At 38.5% G+C, this 17,418-nt stretch carries 10 protein-coding genes; 4 read left to right on the forward strand and 6 right to left on the reverse strand.

The window, feature by feature from the left end:
* Nucleotides 1-75 precede the first annotated feature (75 nt).
* A complete protein-coding gene (locus P1K33_RS08940) occupies nucleotides 76-1,824 on the forward strand; it encodes an Ig-like domain-containing protein (RefSeq protein WP_284652606.1) in 1,749 nt (582 codons plus the stop codon).
* A gap of 32 nt (nucleotides 1,825-1,856) precedes the next feature.
* Here P1K33_RS08940 and P1K33_RS08945 read toward each other — a convergent pair whose 3' ends face one another.
* Nucleotides 1,857-2,381: a DUF7935 family protein gene (locus P1K33_RS08945; protein ID WP_284652607.1), complete on the reverse strand. Its 525-nt coding sequence runs from the start codon at nucleotides 2,379-2,381 to the stop codon at nucleotides 1,857-1,859.
* A gap of 105 nt (nucleotides 2,382-2,486) precedes the next feature.
* On the opposite strand from P1K33_RS08945, the gene P1K33_RS08950 reads away from it, so the two are divergent.
* Both P1K33_RS08950 and P1K33_RS08955 read left to right on the forward strand, forming a co-directional pair.
* Nucleotides 2,487-4,817: an ATP-dependent helicase gene (locus P1K33_RS08950; protein ID WP_284652636.1), complete on the forward strand. Its 2,331-nt coding sequence runs from the start codon at nucleotides 2,487-2,489 to the stop codon at nucleotides 4,815-4,817.
* A 122-nt stretch (nucleotides 4,818-4,939) separates the two neighbouring features.
* On the forward strand, nucleotides 4,940-5,560 hold the full coding sequence (locus P1K33_RS08955) for an L-threonylcarbamoyladenylate synthase (protein WP_284652608.1): 621 nt from the start codon (nucleotides 4,940-4,942) through the stop codon (nucleotides 5,558-5,560).
* Nucleotides 5,561-5,659: 99 nt separating this feature from the next.
* Here the strand turns inward: P1K33_RS08955 and P1K33_RS08960 are convergent, their stop codons facing one another.
* From P1K33_RS08960 to P1K33_RS08970, 3 genes are all read right to left on the reverse strand, one after another.
* A complete protein-coding gene (locus P1K33_RS08960; RefSeq protein ID WP_284652609.1) occupies nucleotides 5,660-6,496 on the reverse strand; it encodes an OmpA/MotB family protein in 837 nt (278 codons plus the stop codon).
* Nucleotides 6,497-6,577: 81 nt separating this feature from the next.
* Entirely contained in the window at nucleotides 6,578-7,567 is a 990-nt protein-coding gene (locus P1K33_RS08965; RefSeq protein ID WP_284652610.1) for a glycosyltransferase family 2 protein, read from the reverse strand.
* Between the two features lie 3 nt (nucleotides 7,568-7,570).
* Entirely contained in the window at nucleotides 7,571-8,020 is a 450-nt protein-coding gene (locus P1K33_RS08970) for a type I restriction enzyme HsdR N-terminal domain-containing protein (RefSeq protein ID WP_284652611.1), read from the reverse strand.
* Between the two features lie 54 nt (nucleotides 8,021-8,074).
* Between P1K33_RS08970 and holA the strand changes: the two genes are divergently transcribed.
* Nucleotides 8,075-9,079, forward strand: coding sequence for a DNA polymerase III subunit delta (holA, locus tag P1K33_RS08975; protein WP_284652612.1), 1,005 nt, complete (start codon nucleotides 8,075-8,077; stop codon nucleotides 9,077-9,079).
* A 61-nt stretch (nucleotides 9,080-9,140) separates the two neighbouring features.
* Here holA and P1K33_RS08980 read toward each other — a convergent pair whose 3' ends face one another.
* Nucleotides 9,141-14,861, reverse strand: coding sequence for a T9SS type A sorting domain-containing protein (locus tag P1K33_RS08980; protein ID WP_284652613.1), 5,721 nt, complete (start codon nucleotides 14,859-14,861; stop codon nucleotides 9,141-9,143).
* Between the two features lie 757 nt (nucleotides 14,862-15,618).
* On the reverse strand, nucleotides 15,619-17,043 hold the full coding sequence (locus P1K33_RS08985) for a tail fiber domain-containing protein (protein ID WP_284652614.1): 1,425 nt from the start codon (nucleotides 17,041-17,043) through the stop codon (nucleotides 15,619-15,621).
* Nucleotides 17,044-17,418 lie beyond the last annotated feature (375 nt).

The following is a 17,418-nucleotide window of genomic DNA, read 5'->3' on the forward strand; positions in this document are numbered from 1 at the left end:
ATTCCTTTTTCTTATTTTTCTGACGCAACCAATATGACTTTTTTCTATCGTATAAGAAAACCAAAACCTAACGTTATGAAAAAAATCAATTCTCTCTTGTGTTTACTACTTTTGGCAGTCTCTTTTTCAGGTTGCGAGCCAAATGATTACAGCAACCATAATTCCGAACCTAATGACGAAACGTTTACTCAAAACTTTGGAAATGTTGTCCATCGGGATTTTATCGGCCAGATAGTCGATACAGATAATAATCCCATACAAAATGTAACCATTTCAATTGGTGATGCAACAGTCGAAACCGATGTCAATGGTGTTTTTATGATCAATGGCGCCAGTGTGCATGAACAATTCGCTTACATCAAGGCAACCAAAGCCGGTTATATTGATGGATCGCGCGCTATGGTTCCAACATCGGGTAAAAACAATGTGAGGATAATGTTGGTTCCCAATACGCCATTGGAAACCATACAATCCGGTGTAACCAGTGAAGTGGCTATGCCAAACGGAACCAAAGTTGTTTTCGATGGTGCTTTCCAGGACGAGGCTGGCAATAATTATTTGGGAAGCGTTCAGGTAACCATGTTTCATTTAGCTCCAAGCAATGAAAATATCAACAAACTAATGCCAGGCATGTTATACGCCCAAACCCAAACCAATGAAGAAGCCGTTTTAGAAACTTTTGGTATGCTCAACGTTGAATTGCGTAGCAGTGCAGGGCAAAAACTAAATATCAAAGAAGGCCACACCGCTGAGATTACCATGAAAATAGATGATAGTCAATTAGCAACTGCACCGAGTTCAATTCCATTATGGCATTTTGATGAGGAACGTGGTTATTGGAAAGAAGATGGCGTTGCAACCAAAGTGGGGAACAAATACGTAGGTGAAGTGTCTCATTTTTCTTGGTGGAATTGTGATGCTCCTTTTCCAACGGTTGCATTAACAGTTAACATAGTTGATTCCAATGGGAGACCACTGTCTAATATTGCTGTTGGCTTGACAGTAAACAACCTATTTCTTAACGCAAGTATCGCCTATACAGATGATCAAGGTCAAGTTTCGGGTTTAATTCCTGCCAATGAAATACTCACGCTTCAATTGTACTCTGACTGTGGTGTTTTTTATACTGCCACAATTGGGCCATTTAGTACAAATACAGTTTTACCGACAATTACAATTAATAATACAAACGTACAATCCACTCATATTACAGGCGCTTTGTTAAAATGTAACAACAATAATGTAACCAATGGTTATGTTTTGCTTTTAAGAAATGGTGTAACTAGCTTGGCAACAATCACTAATGGTAATTTTAGTTTTTATGAAGTTTATTGCCCGGGTGATACCGCATTTTCACTCAAAGGATATGATGTAGAAAATTCAGAGATGACAGATGTTATTAACTACAATTTTACACCTAACACCACTAATATTGGAAATATTCAAGCCTGTACAGTTGTTAATGAATTTATATCATACAGAATAGATAATGGCAATCCGGTTTTTCTTTTTGATAATTTGTATTTTTCTCTTGCGGCAGGAAATGTTGTTCAAATTGATGGTGAGCATTTATTTCAAAACAAAGTTTTACATATCCAAGGAGTAGCAGGTGGACCAAGCAATCCTGTTTTTGTAAATTATGTTATACAAGGCACTGATTTTGGTTATGTTCAATCCTCAAATGTTAATAATGATATCGTTTATGTTTTGAATGCCATTGGAAATCTTGGCGAAATGGTAGATATCACTTTCAACGGTACGTTTCATAATACCACTGGAATACACACCGTCACAGGATTAATCCATGTTCTTAGAGATAATTAAATAAAAAAGCCCCGATTCATTCGGGGCTTTTTTTATCCTAAAACTTCACTGACTTCACTTTTCAGGAACGCCAGTGCCACATTGGTTGCGCCTTCATCCTGAAGTAAATTGCTTAGTATTTTTTCTCTTAGTTTATCTGCATCAACAACCGAAGTATCCGCAGTTGTTTTTCTGATGTGTTGAATAATCGTGTTTTTTGCGGTCATGATGATTGTCCAACATTCATCAGTAATATAAACCTGTTGGGTCAGATTGTGCTCGAATTCCTGTTCGATATGGTGAATCAACAAGTTTTGATAAGCTACTTTATCGTCATTTACCGGTGCTACTCTAATTAACAATTTCGCCGGATTGATGCGTTCCAAAAACAAAGCCATTCGCTCATAAGCCTGCAAACGCAATGGCAAAGCGTGTTTCTGATTTTCCTTTTGTGAAATCCAACGGCGTGTGTGCTGTTGGTCTTTGAAATAACTGTCAAATAAATAATACGCCACACCGCCCGTAATCAAAGCAGGTAAGGTGTAAAAAGCTAACTCAAGGATTTTATCTGTACTCATGGTATAATGGACTAAAAATTGTTGACAAATATAATAGAAATACACTAAAAATGTATTGTAATTAAGGGTCAGTAATCATAAATTTGAGCTTTCTCAAAAATGATGATAGACAAATATATATCGCAACTGAACGAAGCCCAACAAGCACCTGTTTTCCAGAAAGATGGCCCGATGATTATCATTGCTGGTGCCGGTTCTGGGAAGACCCGTGTGCTGACCGTTCGTATTTCCTACCTGATGAGTTTGGGTGTGGATGCGTTTAATATTTTGGCACTGACTTTTACCAACAAAGCCGCCCGTGAAATGAAAAAGCGTATTGCGGATATTGTTGGGAATAATGAAGCCAAAAACCTTTGGATGGGAACTTTTCACTCGGTATTTGCCAAGATTCTGCGTATTGAAGCCGATAAATTGGGTTATCCGTCCAATTTTACGATTTATGATACACAGGATAGCGTTCGATTGATTTCGGCGATTATCAAGGAAATGCAATTGGACAAAGATATTTATAAACCCAAACAGGTTTACAGTAGGATATCATCATATAAAAATTCACTGATTACGGTCAAAGCTTATTTTAACAATCCCGAACTGATGGAAGCCGATGCGATGAGCAAAAAGCCGCGCATGGGTGAAATCTATCAGCAATATGTGGAACGTTGTTTCAAAAGCGGCGCGATGGATTTTGATGATTTGTTATTGAAAACCAATGAACTGCTGAACCGTTTTCCCGATGTTTTGGCTAAATACCAGGACCGTTTCCGTTATATTTTAGTGGATGAGTACCAGGATACTAATCATTCGCAGTACTTGATTGTTCGCGCATTGTCTGACCGATTCCAGAATATTTGTGTCGTAGGCGATGATGCGCAGAGTATTTATGCGTTTCGGGGCGCCAATATCAATAACATTCTCAACTTCCAAAAGGATTATGAGAATGTAAAAACTTATCGTTTGGAGCAAAACTACCGTTCGACCAAGAACATTGTGGAAGCCGCTAATTCGATTATAGACAAGAACAAAACCAAGTTGGAGAAAGTGGTTTGGACCGCGAACGACTTTGGACCCAAAATAAAAATCCACCGCAGCATTACCGATGGAGAAGAAGGCCGGTTTGTAGCCGGAGAAATCTTTGAGCAAAAAATGCGCAATCAGATGATGAACGGACAGTTTGCCATTTTGTATAGAACCAATGCGCAATCCCGAGCCATGGAAGACGCTTTGCGCAAGCGCGACATTCCATACCGAATTTATGGAGGCTTGTCTTTCTATCAAAGAAAGGAAATCAAAGACGTACTGTGCTATTTGCGTTTGGTGATTAATCCAAAAGACGAAGAAGCTTTGGTGCGCGTCATCAATTATCCGGCAAGAGGAATAGGTGATACGACAGTAGAAAAACTAACGGTTGCGGCCAATCATTACAAGCGTTCTATCTTTGAGGTGATGGAACACATCGATAAGATTGATTTGAAACTCAACTCGGGAACCAAACAAAAGATAGAAGACTTTGTCACGATGATTAAGAGTTTTCAGGTGATTAATGAGCAGCAGGATGCTTTTGTCTTGACCGAACATGTTGCCAAGAAAACCGGATTGATTCAGGAACTTAAAAAAGACGCTACTCCGGAAGGCATTGCCCGTATTGAGAATATCGAAACCTTGATGGGCGGTATCAAGGACTTTATCGAAGGACAAAGAGAAATTGATGGTGCGCGTGGTGCGTTGTCTGAATTCCTCGAAGATGTAGCCTTGGCCACCGATTTGGATAATGATACCGGTGACGATGACCGGGTAGCGTTGATGACGATTCACCTGGCCAAAGGTTTGGAATTCCCCTATGTGTTTGTCGTTGGGATGGAAGAAGATTTGTTCCCGAGTGCGATGAGTATGAATACGCGAAGCGAATTGGAAGAAGAACGCCGTTTGTTCTATGTAGCGTTGACCCGTGCCGAACATCAGGCGTATTTGACTTATGCGCAATCGCGTTACCGCTGGGGCAAACTGACAGACGCCGAACCATCGCGTTTTATAGAAGAGATTAATGATGAGTATTTGGAATATATCAATCCAATGGACAACAGAGGTTATCAATACAAACCAACCATTGACTTGGATATTTTTGGCGATATCGACAAATCGAAATTGCGTTTGGCCAAACCCATAGCCGGAACACCGCCAAAAACTTATGGAGAAGAACCATCATCTTCGGTAAATATTCGTAAATTGAAACCAGTTTCGAGTCAGGCGCCCGGAAACACCAACTTATTCGATAGTAAATTAACCGTTGGCAATAAAGTAATGCACGAACGCTTCGGCAAAGGTGAAATCGTAAATCTCGAAGGCATTGGCGCCGACAGAAAAGCCGAAATCAAGTTTGAAGTCGGCGGCATCAAGAAATTGTTGTTGAGGTTTGCGAAGTTGGATGTGATAGGGTAAAAAAAAGATGAAAGAACATAGAGAAAAGAATATAGACTTTTGTTTGTTTCAAATGTTGTGGCTTAGTTTTTTAAAATAATTATCTTTTTTCTATATTCTATTTTCTATATTCTAAAAAAATTATGGCCGAATTCATCAAAATATACGAAGACAATCCTAACGAAGCCGCAATCAAAAAAGTGGTTGATTTATTGCGCAATGGCGGTTTGGTGATTTATCCGACGGATACCGTTTATGGATTGGGTTGCGACATTACCAATAGCAAAGCTTTGGAACGCATTGCCAAAATCAAGGATGTCAAACTGGAGAAAGCCAATTTTTCTTTTGTTTGCAGCGATTTAAGCAATCTTTCCGATTATGTGAAGCAAATTGACACTTCGACTTTTAAAATCCTTAAAAGAGCGCTTCCCGGACCGTATACCTTTATTCTTCCGGGCAATAACGATTTGCCAAAAGAATTCCGCAAAAAGAAAACTGTCGGTATTCGTGTGCCGGACAACAATATTGCTTTAGATATTGTGAGAATGCTTGGAAACCCAATTGTTTCAACCTCTATTCACGATGATGATGAGGTGTTGGAATATTCCACAGATCCCGAATTGATTTTTGAAAAGTGGCAAAACCGTGTTGACATGGTCATTGATGGCGGTTATGGCGACAATGTTGGTTCCACCGTAATTGATTTGTCAGGCTATGAACCGATTGTTTTAAGAGAAGGAAAAGGCGATCCTGATATTTTTTAGTATTCAGTTTACCTTTATTGTTATAAATAAAAAACGTCTCGATTTCTCGGGACGTTTTTTTTATCTGAGCACTGCTCACTGAATCCTGAATCCTGAACACTATTTTTTCTGGTTCTTCATTTCTTTCTCAACCATATCGTAAAACTCGTCAATTTTAGGAAGTACTACAATACGGGTTCTTCTGTTTTTCGAACGATTGTCAGCCGAGTTGTTTTCCACTAACGGAATATATTCTCCGCGACCTGCAGCAATCAATTGAGAAGGTTTTACGCCTAACTCTTTGGTCAATACCCTGATAATCGCTGTTGAACGTTTTACGCTCAAATCCCAGTTGTCAACCAAAATCGCATTACCTGTAAAAGGAACATTATCGGTGTGGCCTTCAACCATACATTCAAAGGTTGGTTTATCATTAATCACTTTCGCTACTTTCGCCAAAACTTCTTTGGCTCTGTCACTCACCACATAACTACCGCTTTTGAACAATAGTTTATCAGCAATAGAAATGAAAACCACTCCTTTTTCTACATTCACTTCGATATCCGGATCAGATATGCCTACAGAGCTTTTCAGACTGGTAACCAAAGCTAAGGTAACGCTGTCTTTTCTGGTCAATGCATCCTGAAGACGGGTGATTTTTAAATCTTTTTCTTTTAAACTCTCAAGAGATTTTTCTAAGTTTTGTGCACCTTTTGAAGTCAACATGGTCAACTCTTTTTGGTTGTTGATCAAATCTGAATTGTTTTGTTTCAGATAATCATTTTGCTTCGATAATGCCTCTTTTTCAGAAAGACACAAATTCAATTTGACAGTAGTTGAATTTAATAAATCGTTACATTCCTTGTTCTTTGCTTCGAGTGCAGCAATTTTTTTCTTTGTTCCACACGATGTCAACGTTAAGGCGACTAATGAAAGGGCAAAAATTACTTTTTTCATAGGTGTTTGATTAAAATTTTAACAAAAATACGATTATTTTGGTTTTGACAGGTTGAATTTATTGATAAACTCTTGTTAAAATCATTGCTCAAAAACGGTGCCGTTCTTCACGAAGTAGCGGTATACAATGCTTCCAGAGTGATAGTAGTTTTCAGTCGTTGTTCCGCTACGTTTTTTTAACATCTTGTTAATCAGTCTGTAAAAAGCAAAATGCGCTTTGATAATGGCCCAGCAATGAACAAATCTTCCCTTGAAAATAAATTGGATTCCGGCAATGCCATCTAGGCAAAGTCGGGTCAAAAGTACCGGAAACAGCTTGTTATCGGGTAAATTCTTCACCAGCATGAATAAAGAATTTCTGAAATTTAGGAATGTTTTTCTCGGATTGCTTTCGTTTAAAGTGGCACCACCAACGTGATATACTACCGATTTTGAAGTGTATTTTGCCTTATAGCCCAAATTAAAAGCACGCCAACACAAATCAATCTCTTCCTGATGGGCAAAGAAATCATCGTCAAAGCCTTTTAGCGCACTGAAAACTTCCTTCCGGATGAACAAACAGGCACCGCTCGCCCAAAAGATTTTGGTTTCGTCATCGTATTGACCATGGTCTTTTTCAATCGATTCAAAAATACGGCCACGACAATATGGATAGCCAAACTGGTCAATATAACCGCCTGCGGCTCCGGCATACTCAAAGTATTCTTTGTTTTTATAATCTAAAACTTTCGGTTGGACAATCCCAATGTTGGGTTCGTTGTCAAAAATGGATAGGACAGGAGTGAGCCAGTTTTTCGTCACTTCAATATCAGAATTGACTAAGGCATAATAAGGTTCTTCGACTTGTTGCAACGCCATGTTATAGCCTTTGGCAAAGCCATAATTGCCTTCGTTTTGAATAATTGTAATCTGAGGGAATTGGGCTTTGATCACTTCAATGGAATCATCTGTTGAAGCATTATCGGCAACATATATTTTAGCTTCATCGGAGAATGCCACCACTGAAGGCAGAAATTGCTCCAACAATTTGGCTCCATTCCAATTGAGTATGACAACAGCTATTTTTTTCAAGGTTTATAAGTTTGTAAAATCAGGTAACTCTTTTAGGAAAACATATTGTTCTTTTTCAAAGTCCATTTGACAAAAGTAATGATTTAGACCGTTGGTTACCATTAAGTATTGTGCATTCAATTTGAGGTTGTAGCGTGCAATTTGGTCAAAAGTGTTTTGGGTAATATTGATTTCCGGTGCTTTGCATTCAATTAATAAAAATATTTCTCCATTAGGCTGAAAAACAACAATATCGTAACGTTTACTTATGCCATTGATTTTTATTAATTTTTCAACGTTGAGGTATGATTTAGGGTATTTTTTTTCCTGAAGCAAAAACTGAACGGTATGTTGACGAACCCATTCTTCGGGTGTGAGAATGATAAACTTTTTCCTGATGTCATCAAAAATGGACACTTTATTTTCACTATTTTTGAAGCGAAACGAATAAGCAGGAAAGTTGAGGTTTTGCATATAGCAAATCTATCATCAAATAAGCGAATAACCAAATAACCAATTCAACTTATTTTGGACGAAGTAGTAAAGATTATCAACGATATAAAATCCGGAAAAGTCAAGCCCATCTATTTTTTGATGGGTGAAGAGCCTTATTATATTGATCGGATTACGGAATATTTGGAGCACAACCTTTTGACAGAAGACGAGAAAGGTTTCAACCAAATGGTCTTATATGGCCGTGATACTTCCATTGATGAGATTGTTTCCAATGCAAAGCGTTATCCGATGATGGCCGAACGCCAGGTGGTGATTGTAAAAGAAGCGCAGGATTTGGCCAAAACCATTGATAAATTGGAACCTTATGCCGAGAATCCACAACCGACAACGGTTTTGGTAATGGCTTACAAATACAAAACCCTTGACAAGCGTAAAAAAGTAACCAAGACCTTAGAAAAACACGGTTTGGTTTACGAAAGTAAAAAAATGTATGAAAACCAGGTCGGGCAATGGATTACCAGGGTTTTACAGGGTAGAGGTTATACCATTGAGCCCAAAGCCAATGCAATGCTGGTGGCTTTCTTAGGAAATGATCTAAGCCGAATTGCCAATGAGTTGACCAAGCTTGAAATCATTTTGCCAAAAGGAAGCACCATTACGCCGCATCATATTGAGGAAAATATTGGATTCAGCAAGGATTTTAATGTGTTTGAGTTTCGGAAAGCGATTGGTGAAGGCAATCAAATAAAAGCGTATCAGATTGCCACTTATTTTGCCCAAAACCAAAAAGAAAATCCTATGGTTGTGGTCAATGGTCAGGTTTTTTCTTTTTTCTCAGCTTTGTTGCAATACCATGGACTGAAAGATAAATCACCATCAAATGTGGCCAAGGTTTTAAAGGTAAACCCTTATTTTGTTAATGATTATATTGGTGCCGCCCGAAATTATCCAATGCGAAAAGTGAGCGGTATTGTGGCTACTTTGCGAGACATTGATGTCAAAGGGAAAGGAGTAGGCGCGGCTAATCTGGATGACGCCGATTTGTACAAAGAGATGTTAGTTAGCATATTCAGATAAAAAAAAGAAACCCTCATTAAATTAATAATGAGGGTTTTTTATTGAATTTAAAAGCTGAGAGTTATCTCTTTACTACACGAAGTGTTTTTACTACTTCATCCTGAGTGATTACTACATTGTAAACACCGCTTGGATATTGTGATCCAATAGCTGAAGATTCCATACTGTTCACTCCGATTTGTTGTTGGTCTACCAATCTTCCAATCATATCGTAAACTTTAATGCTTACCGGTGAATTACTTTCGGTAGTCACATCAATCAGGAAGTTGTTGGCAAATGGATTTGGATAAGCCGTTGCATTAAATGCTCTATCGGTTTGTGTTTTAACAATGACACCGCCTTCATCATTTCCATCACCATTTCCACCCGGAACAATCAATTGACAATCCTTACCAGAGTAATAATTACCAAATAACTGAACATCAACAAAAACTGAATAAGTTGCTCCAGGAGTTAAAGGCGCTAACGCTTCAAAATCACTCAATCTGAAATTGTTAAAGGTATGCTCCACAAATTGATTGTATCCTAACTCTTCACTGGTTAGGGTAAAGCGATACATTGTAGTGTAATTTACAGTATTAGAATACAATATTGTACTCATAGTCGCGGGTGTGATTCCGTCTTCGTCACAAGCAGTCATAAAGGCTTCCGGAGCCGGTGGTGTTGTAACCGTACATGGATCACCATATACTCCCCAAACTTCTTCACCGTCAATCAATACTTTTGCTTTTACTCTAACTATATAATCAGTATCGTAAGTTAGTGGTAATGCATTTGGTGCAGTACCAGCCATTATCATTGAGAAGTTGTTGTAAAGTCTTTCAAACTCTTTAACAACACCAGGATTAGAGGCCAATGCAACTTCATATCGGTAACCAAGAGCATAGCTCACGGAAGTACAAGCAATAGAAGATGACATAGAAGTAGCGGTTGTACCACAATGAACCAATTTAGTCAATGGAACACCAGGTGTTGAGATTAAACAAGGTGTGCTAAATGGTTGTTCTTCACCGTTTATCACAACAGCAACCATTACTGAATACTGAGTGTTGTAAGCAAGAATATCAGTCATTCCAAAGTTAAAGTTTCTGAATGCCCTTGGCAAATCAACAGTTGTATTTGTAGATAAATTAGTTATTCTGAACAAATAAGATAGTCCAGGACCTGTATAGTTTGCATTCGTAGCTGTGATGGTTGCTTTTGCTTTTGGCAAAGTACTGCCACAGAAGCTAGGTAAAATATTCACCAGGACTGGTGCGCAACCTTCTGATAAAAATCCGTCACAGTCATCATCGATACCATTGAAACAAACTTCAGTCGCATTAGGATGTACATTTGGATCATTGTCATCACAGTCACCACCAACTATAGCAGCGCCAGGAATAATTCCACAAAAATCAAGTGCAGTGTTATCATCTCCATAACCATCGCCATCAATATCTCCGTAATAAGTATAACAATCGTTGCTAAAGAATACATTGTCAAGATAAATCTGAGTAGGAGTGGTCGTATTTTGCTCTAATTTTATTCCGGCAACCTGATTTAAAATAGCATTAGTATATTGAGATAACTCAATGTTTATTGAATTCCAACCTGCTGTAAGATTAGTCTTTTCGATTAATTGCTCTCCACCATTCCATAAAAGAGAAATGAATATTCTTGAGGTAGCAGGATTCGAAGTTAAAGGCGCATTAAGATAAATATCTAAATGTAGATTCGTCATGCCTTCAACGTTGAAATTAGCATAGGTTTCAACTGCAGGATTTGGTCGGTGAACTAAACCAAGGTATCCGAAGTTTTCTAATTTCAAACAGTTATTTGTACCATTTGGAACTTCAGTCATCGTTGTTGCTGCTGTCCAATTGGCTCGTACTGCTTTAATATCAGTTGGGTAAAGCGTTGGTGAGCCTGTATACATCGAAACATATCTGTCCGGTGTTCTTGGATATGGCGCCGGAGAAGCAGTTGGTGGCCCATAAGCAACTACAAATTGAGCAGTTACACTTCCCGCAGCATAAGTTGCTGTTGCCGCTTGAGTAGCTGTAATAGTTGCAGTTCCGCCACCTACAATTGTTATGGTGTTTCCTGAAATTGTGGCTACTGATGGAGCACTACTGGTATAAGTGAAAGCACCTGCACTATTAGAAGTTGGCTGCGTTATTGTGAATGCCGGATCTCCTGCCGTTTTTGCCGGAATCGAGAATCCGGTAATCGTTGGCGGCTCAAGGGTTGGAGCTCTGTAGAAATAAATGTTGTCTACATAAATATTTTTTAAAGGTGTAACCGCACCGGTTGGGCTAACAAACTGAATATTATTAATTGCAGTTAATGGTGCGCCTGCAAAAGATGCCAATGGAATATCAAAGCTTGCCCATGTATTCACAGGTGTAATCGCTATATATTGCACATTGTTCAATCTTACCCAAACCGTACCATTATCAAGAGAATGAATATCAAAATGCAACGTTGACATAGGGGAAACATCTGTATTAGCAAAACTCATCTGAGCTAGAACATAATTTTGCAAATATTTTGTTGCATCTCCGGAAAGAGACACGTCACTTATTGTTGCGTTACCACCCCAAGTAGGTGTTGGTGTAATATTAGTATAAGCTCCACTATAACAAGAGATAACATCCCAGGCATTTCTGGCCGGTGGTGTAGGTGCTGGTGTATTTAATGGTGGAACAGCAACATTTAATGTAGCAGTTATTGATCCTGCTTCAAAAGATCCGCTAGCAGCTTGTGAAGCTGTAATGGTTGATGTACCAGGAGCTACTAAATGCACAGTGCTACCACTAATTGTTGCTACTGCAGGATTACTACTGGTATATGTCCAGGCACCTGGGCTATTTGAAGTTGGTTGGGTTAATGCAAAGTCAGCATCACCAAAAACTTTTGATGGAACCGTGAAGTTAGTAATCGTTGGTGGAGTACCGGCAACGTAGAAATAAATATTATCTACAAACATATTTCTTAAAGTACCTGCTCCAAGTGGATTTTCAATCTTAACAACATTAACTGAAGTTAAATTCACTCCAATTGCTGAATATTGAGACAAAGGAATATCTATACTCGTCCATGAATTTACACCGACATTAATGTCTTTTCTGTTAGTTCCTACCCATAACCATAAAAGAGTGGCATCCATTGAATAGATATCAACGTGTATGTGGGTCATAGTTGAAACATTTTTTGCAGCAAATGCAATTTGTCCAAAAGTAAAATTGTTTACATATCTGGCATTATTACCGGCTAATGAAACATCTGTAGTTGTAGTATTAGCGCTCCAGGTTGGCGTAGCTTCAAGAGCATAAGCGCCACTGTAGTAAGAAATAACGTTTGTTGCTACTCTTGCCGGAGGCGTTGGTGCTGCTGCAGGTGTTACCAATAACGAAGCCGTTTTACTTAATGCACCATAAGTTCCGTCTGAAGCTTGAGTTGCAGTAATAGTTGTTGTTCCACCGGCTAAAATAGTTACTGTATTCCCGCTGATAGTTGCAACTGCTGTATTACTACTGGTGTATGACCAAGTACCTGAACTATTAGATGTTGGTGCAGTTAAGGCAAATGCTGCGTCTCCAACAGCTTTTGGTGATGGAACGGTGAAGGCGCCTTGTGTTGGCGGTTGCAAAGAAGCTGGTCTATAGAAATAAATATTATCAAAATAAGAATTTCTTAAAGGACTTGCTCCCTGTGGGTTTTCAATCCTAACATTATTAACCGAAGTTAAATCAACGCCAATCGCTGAATATTGCGATAAAGGAATGTCAATACTAGTCCATGTATTTGGTGTAACAGAAATATCCTTTCTGTTAGTCCCTACCCACAACCATAAAAGAGTCGCGTCTAATGAATAAACATCAATGTGAACAGTGGTCATGGCAGAAACATTTACAGCGGTAAAATTGCACTGCCCGAAAGTATAAGTACTTATGTATCTAGTCGTATTGCCTCCTATAGAAACATCTGTATTACTTCCTCCACCGCCATTAGTCCAATTGACCCCTGCGGTATTTGTATAAGAATTGCTATATGCAGAAACAACATCCCAAGTGTTTCTTGCAGGTGGTACTGGTGCAGCGGCTGGGGTTACAGCAAATGTAGCTGTCGTACTTCCGGCACTGTAAGCTCCATTGGCAGCTTGTGTAGCTGTAATGGTTGATGTTCCCAATCCAACAACAGTTAAGGTGTTTCCACTAATAGTGGCCACTGCAGGATTACTACTGGTGTAAGAGAAAGCACCTGCGCTGTTAGAAGTTGGAGGGGTTAAAGTGAAAGGAGCATCACCAACCTGTTTGGAAGGAACTGTAAAGGCTCCTAATGTTGGAGCAATCGGTGCAGCCGGATCTCTCCAGAAATAAAGGTTGTCAATGATTAAAATTTGATTGGTTGTTGTGGTAGTACCCACTTTAAACTCGTCATACTTTATCTCGCGAATTTGTGTTAAATCCAAGCCAGGGAAAGTAGTCGAATTTACGTTGATGTTAACGCTTGTCCACGCTCCCGGTGTTAAAGTTATCGTCTGAGAGGTTTCAAAAGTACCTCCGGTAGTTTTAATTAAAAAGAGTCTTATTGAATTTAAGGTTGGAGAATAAATATCAACGTGTAATTTATTGATTAGCGAAACATTTATGTCAGATCCAATTCGAGTACCTTGATAAGTTGTGTTTGGATTTTGATATTGTTTTACAGGATCACCACCATATGAAGGTGTTGTCATGTTATTAGGGTAATTTGATGCTTGACCCCAGTTTGGGTTAAAATCAGTTCCTGCTACATCAGTGTATGCACCGGAAAAAATGGAAATAACATCCACGGCGTTTCTGGCCGGTTGTGTTGGAGCTGCGGGAATTACAGCTGATACGACAAGTGAGGCAGTTGTACTTCCTGCAGTATAGCTTGAGGTAAAAGCCTGAGTAGCAGTAATGGTTGTTGTTCCTGCGCCTACAATATGTATCTGGTTGCCGCTTACAATAGTCGCAACAGCCGTGTTGCTGCTGGTATATGAAAAAGTACCTGCGCTATTAGAAGTTGGGGGTGTAATAACAAAATCTGGATCAGTAGTTAACTTAGGGCCGACTGTAAATGCCCCAAATGTAGGAGCAGGATTTGGTGAAGTTACCGTAAGTGTTGCTGTTGTGTTACCTCCAATATGGGTCGCATCTGCAGCCTGAATTGCTGTAATGGTAGAAGTTCCTGTAAAACCTGTAATGCGTAATTGATTACCACTAACAATAGTGGCTACGTTTGCATTGCTACTGGTATAAGTAAAAGCCCCCGAACTATCAGAAGTTGGCGGAGTTATAACAGAATCAGCATCACCTACTACTTTAGGGCCAACCGTAAAGGGTCCGAATACCGGAGCAGGTAATGTCGCACAAGAAGCGGCAAAATTTGCATTGGTAGGAAGGTCCCATCTTACTTCTGTTCCGCTTATGATTACAAAAATAGTAGCAACATAAAGGGAAGGGGTTGAGGCTGCCGTAAAAGTATAGGTCAATGTTTTATTAGCATTACTCCATACAGGAGTTGCTGCTACATTAACTCCTCCCGGATTTGCTCCTATATTTGCGTTTGCAATACTAGAAACTGTATTTGCAAACTCTAGCTTCATTTCATAAGTTGTACCACTTACATTTCGACAGGTATAATTAAGTGTATACGTCGTGGGGTTTGCAGAAGTCCTTGGAGAAGCACAGTAAGTAACTTGTGCCAAACAATCATACCCGGTGGCTAGTAAAATGACTAACAAGAATATTAGTTTTTTAATTTTCTTCATAATATTTCATTAAATAATTAATAATGTTTCTTTTGTCTACAATAAACCAAGCAATATTTTGGGGTTGCTTTACATTTATTTAAAACTAGTAGGTAGATTATATCAGTTTTCTTTCTGTTGTTTTGGGAACAAGCTGAGCGAAAGATCAACTGGGTGAAGCCGGAGTAATTTTTTTCATAGTATTCATATTTTAGTGGAAAGTAAATTTATAGTTTTTGCGATTTCATCTACAACGATTGAGTATACAAAAACTATACACAGGGTCGTAAATATAAAAACCGGTTGTCAATTCACATTTCGCAAACGTTATAGTGTTGAGAAATTGTGAAATAAGGCTGTTGTAGTTGTGGAAATTCGCACTTTTTAAGATTAATGTTGTGTTAATGTTGTGTTATCTATTTGTTATATTCAATGATGTATGGAATTAAACTGTTTGCGAATGTGTCAAATTCTAATTTTTTTGACCTAAAAAAAACACATTGCAAAAAAATAATATTAATATTTTGAACTTTTGACAAATTGCGTAAAGGTTTTTTTTGGCTATTGTAGTAGGGATTAGCCGAAAAAAATCTCGTGAATAATTTAAAAACCAAAACTAAAGCTTCAAAATAATCACTCATTCAAATAAAGATTGGGTGAAGTTTTGTATCCCTTATAAAGGAATTTTTAGGTTTTAACTGAGCTATTTTATTGGGGAAGGTTGGTGCCGAATTAAATCAGAAGAATTCAATTTGGTGTTATTTGTGCGCATTAGTTATTATTTTTTCTCTAATGCCTCTAATCTTTTGATGATGGCTTCGTTAGCTTTGGTAAGCTCTTCATTTTTCTTTTTTAGCTCTTCTATTTGTGCTTGTTGCTCCTGAATTGCTTTTACACTGATTGATATAAAGTCGTTATAACGAACACCAAGCATGCCTTTGTCATCTTTAGTGATAACAGCATTATTGGCATCTCCGGCATCAATAAAGGCTTTTTCTAATTCCTGAGCGATAAATCCGTATTCTGTTTTGCCTTTAGCATCATTGTTACGGGTGTAAGATACAGGGCGAAGGGTTTTGATAAAGTCTAATCCCAAACCAGAATCCTTGATATTGTCTTTCCATCTTTTATCAGAAGTTATGGTCCAGGCTACCTGAACTCCTGCATAGCCGATAGCAGTGTTTCCAAGGCGAATCTGTCCATTAGTTGTTGCTGAAGGTACAGTTGCTCCATATCCTAAGGCAAGATTGTTTTCTCCTGTGGTGATGTTGTTCCCGGCCTGATAACCAACTGCTGTATTCCATAATCCTCTCATGCCTGATACATCTGTAACGGCATTCAGTGCCTGATAACCTACCGCTGTACAATAACTGATGTCCCCAGTTGTAGTGCCCATTGCTTCAGCACCAATAACAGTATTTCCGTTTGCTGCCCCGTTATTTAGGCCTTGTAAGGCATTGGTTCCAACTGCAGTGTTGTTTGTTGCTGTTCCTGCCGATCCTGCCGTACTATATCTTAAAGCATTAAGACCAATCGCGACATTATTACTTCCTATAGTAGTCGCCAATGCATTTTGACCTACTGCTACATTTCCACTTGCTCCGTTAGCTGCTGTTAAAGCATACTGACCAACTGCCACATTGTTACTTCCTGTCGTGTTGGTGGTTAAAGCATTATGGCCGATAGCGGTATTGTTTGCACCGGCGCCAAGAGTTGAAGCGGCAATAGCGCCTAATCCAAACCCAGTATTGGTAAGCCCGATTCTCCCCGCAACTGAATTGTTTCTTCTAAAAAACACGTCAACATTGGTACTCGCACCCGTTCCTATGTAATTCGCTGAAGTTACACCCGTATTTCCTGTGATGTTCCATGCATTGGATGATGATCCTGTTAATGCTGTCCAGGCAGATCCGTTATAATAATAAAAACCAACAGCAGTAACAGCCGCAGTAATGCCTGATGCTGTACCTGTTGCCACACTATTAACATAAATTATGGTAGATGTTGGAATGCTGGTCATGCTTTGTGCACGTTGTCTGTCTACTCTTGGAATTAAAATACCATCAATACTTGTAGCTGTTCCGGTTGGGTTTGCAGCCGTGACATCAAGTGTTGAACTTGGGGAAGTTGTTCCTATACCAACCTGTGCATTAGCAAAGTACGATAAGAATAAAACAGTTGATGAAAGTAAAAATCGTTTCATGGTTTTTATATTTTAATTTTAGAATTCATAAATTTTTTTTAAATGATTTCTAAAAGTTATGTTTTGTGTTAAAAGTTTTTGACAGCGAAAAATACGTAAGTTATTCTAAAAAACATTTTTATCGAAGTATATATTAACTATACAGATTTTAAATAGGGAATCTTTCTTGTTAAGTTATCCAAATATCAGGTTATCAGTGTGTTTACTCTGACTTTCTGTTTTGTATGGTTATTATTGATTTTTTTATTTGTTAAAATTGTTGAGTTGATGTATTGGTAATACAACGTTGTAGTGTTTGTTTATTTAAGTTTTTTCTTTAAAAAATAATTGAGTATTTAGCATTTATCCAATATTGATAATTATTTATCCTTAAAA

This window comes from Flavobacterium terrisoli (genome assembly GCF_030167905.1).
Lineage (GTDB): Bacteria > Bacteroidota > Bacteroidia > Flavobacteriales > Flavobacteriaceae > Flavobacterium > Flavobacterium terrisoli.

Bases quoted from the DNA above. Each gene is read 5' to 3' on its own strand.
- P1K33_RS08955 (WP_284652608.1), top strand. From the start codon at position 4,940: ATGGCCGAATTCATCAAAATATACGAAGACAATCCTAACGAAGCCGCA.
- P1K33_RS08985 (WP_284652614.1), bottom strand. From the start codon at position 17,043: ATGAAACGATTTTTACTTTCATCAACTGTTTTATTCTTATCGTACTTT.
- P1K33_RS08970 (WP_284652611.1), bottom strand. From the start codon at position 8,020: ATGCAAAACCTCAACTTTCCTGCTTATTCGTTTCGCTTCAAAAATAGT.
- P1K33_RS08960 (WP_284652609.1), bottom strand. From the start codon at position 6,496: ATGAAAAAAGTAATTTTTGCCCTTTCATTAGTCGCCTTAACGTTGACA.
- P1K33_RS08940 (WP_284652606.1), top strand. From the start codon at position 76: ATGAAAAAAATCAATTCTCTCTTGTGTTTACTACTTTTGGCAGTCTCT.
- P1K33_RS08980 (WP_284652613.1), bottom strand. From the start codon at position 14,861: ATGAAGAAAATTAAAAAACTAATATTCTTGTTAGTCATTTTACTAGCC.
- P1K33_RS08945 (WP_284652607.1), bottom strand. From the start codon at position 2,381: ATGAGTACAGATAAAATCCTTGAGTTAGCTTTTTACACCTTACCTGCT.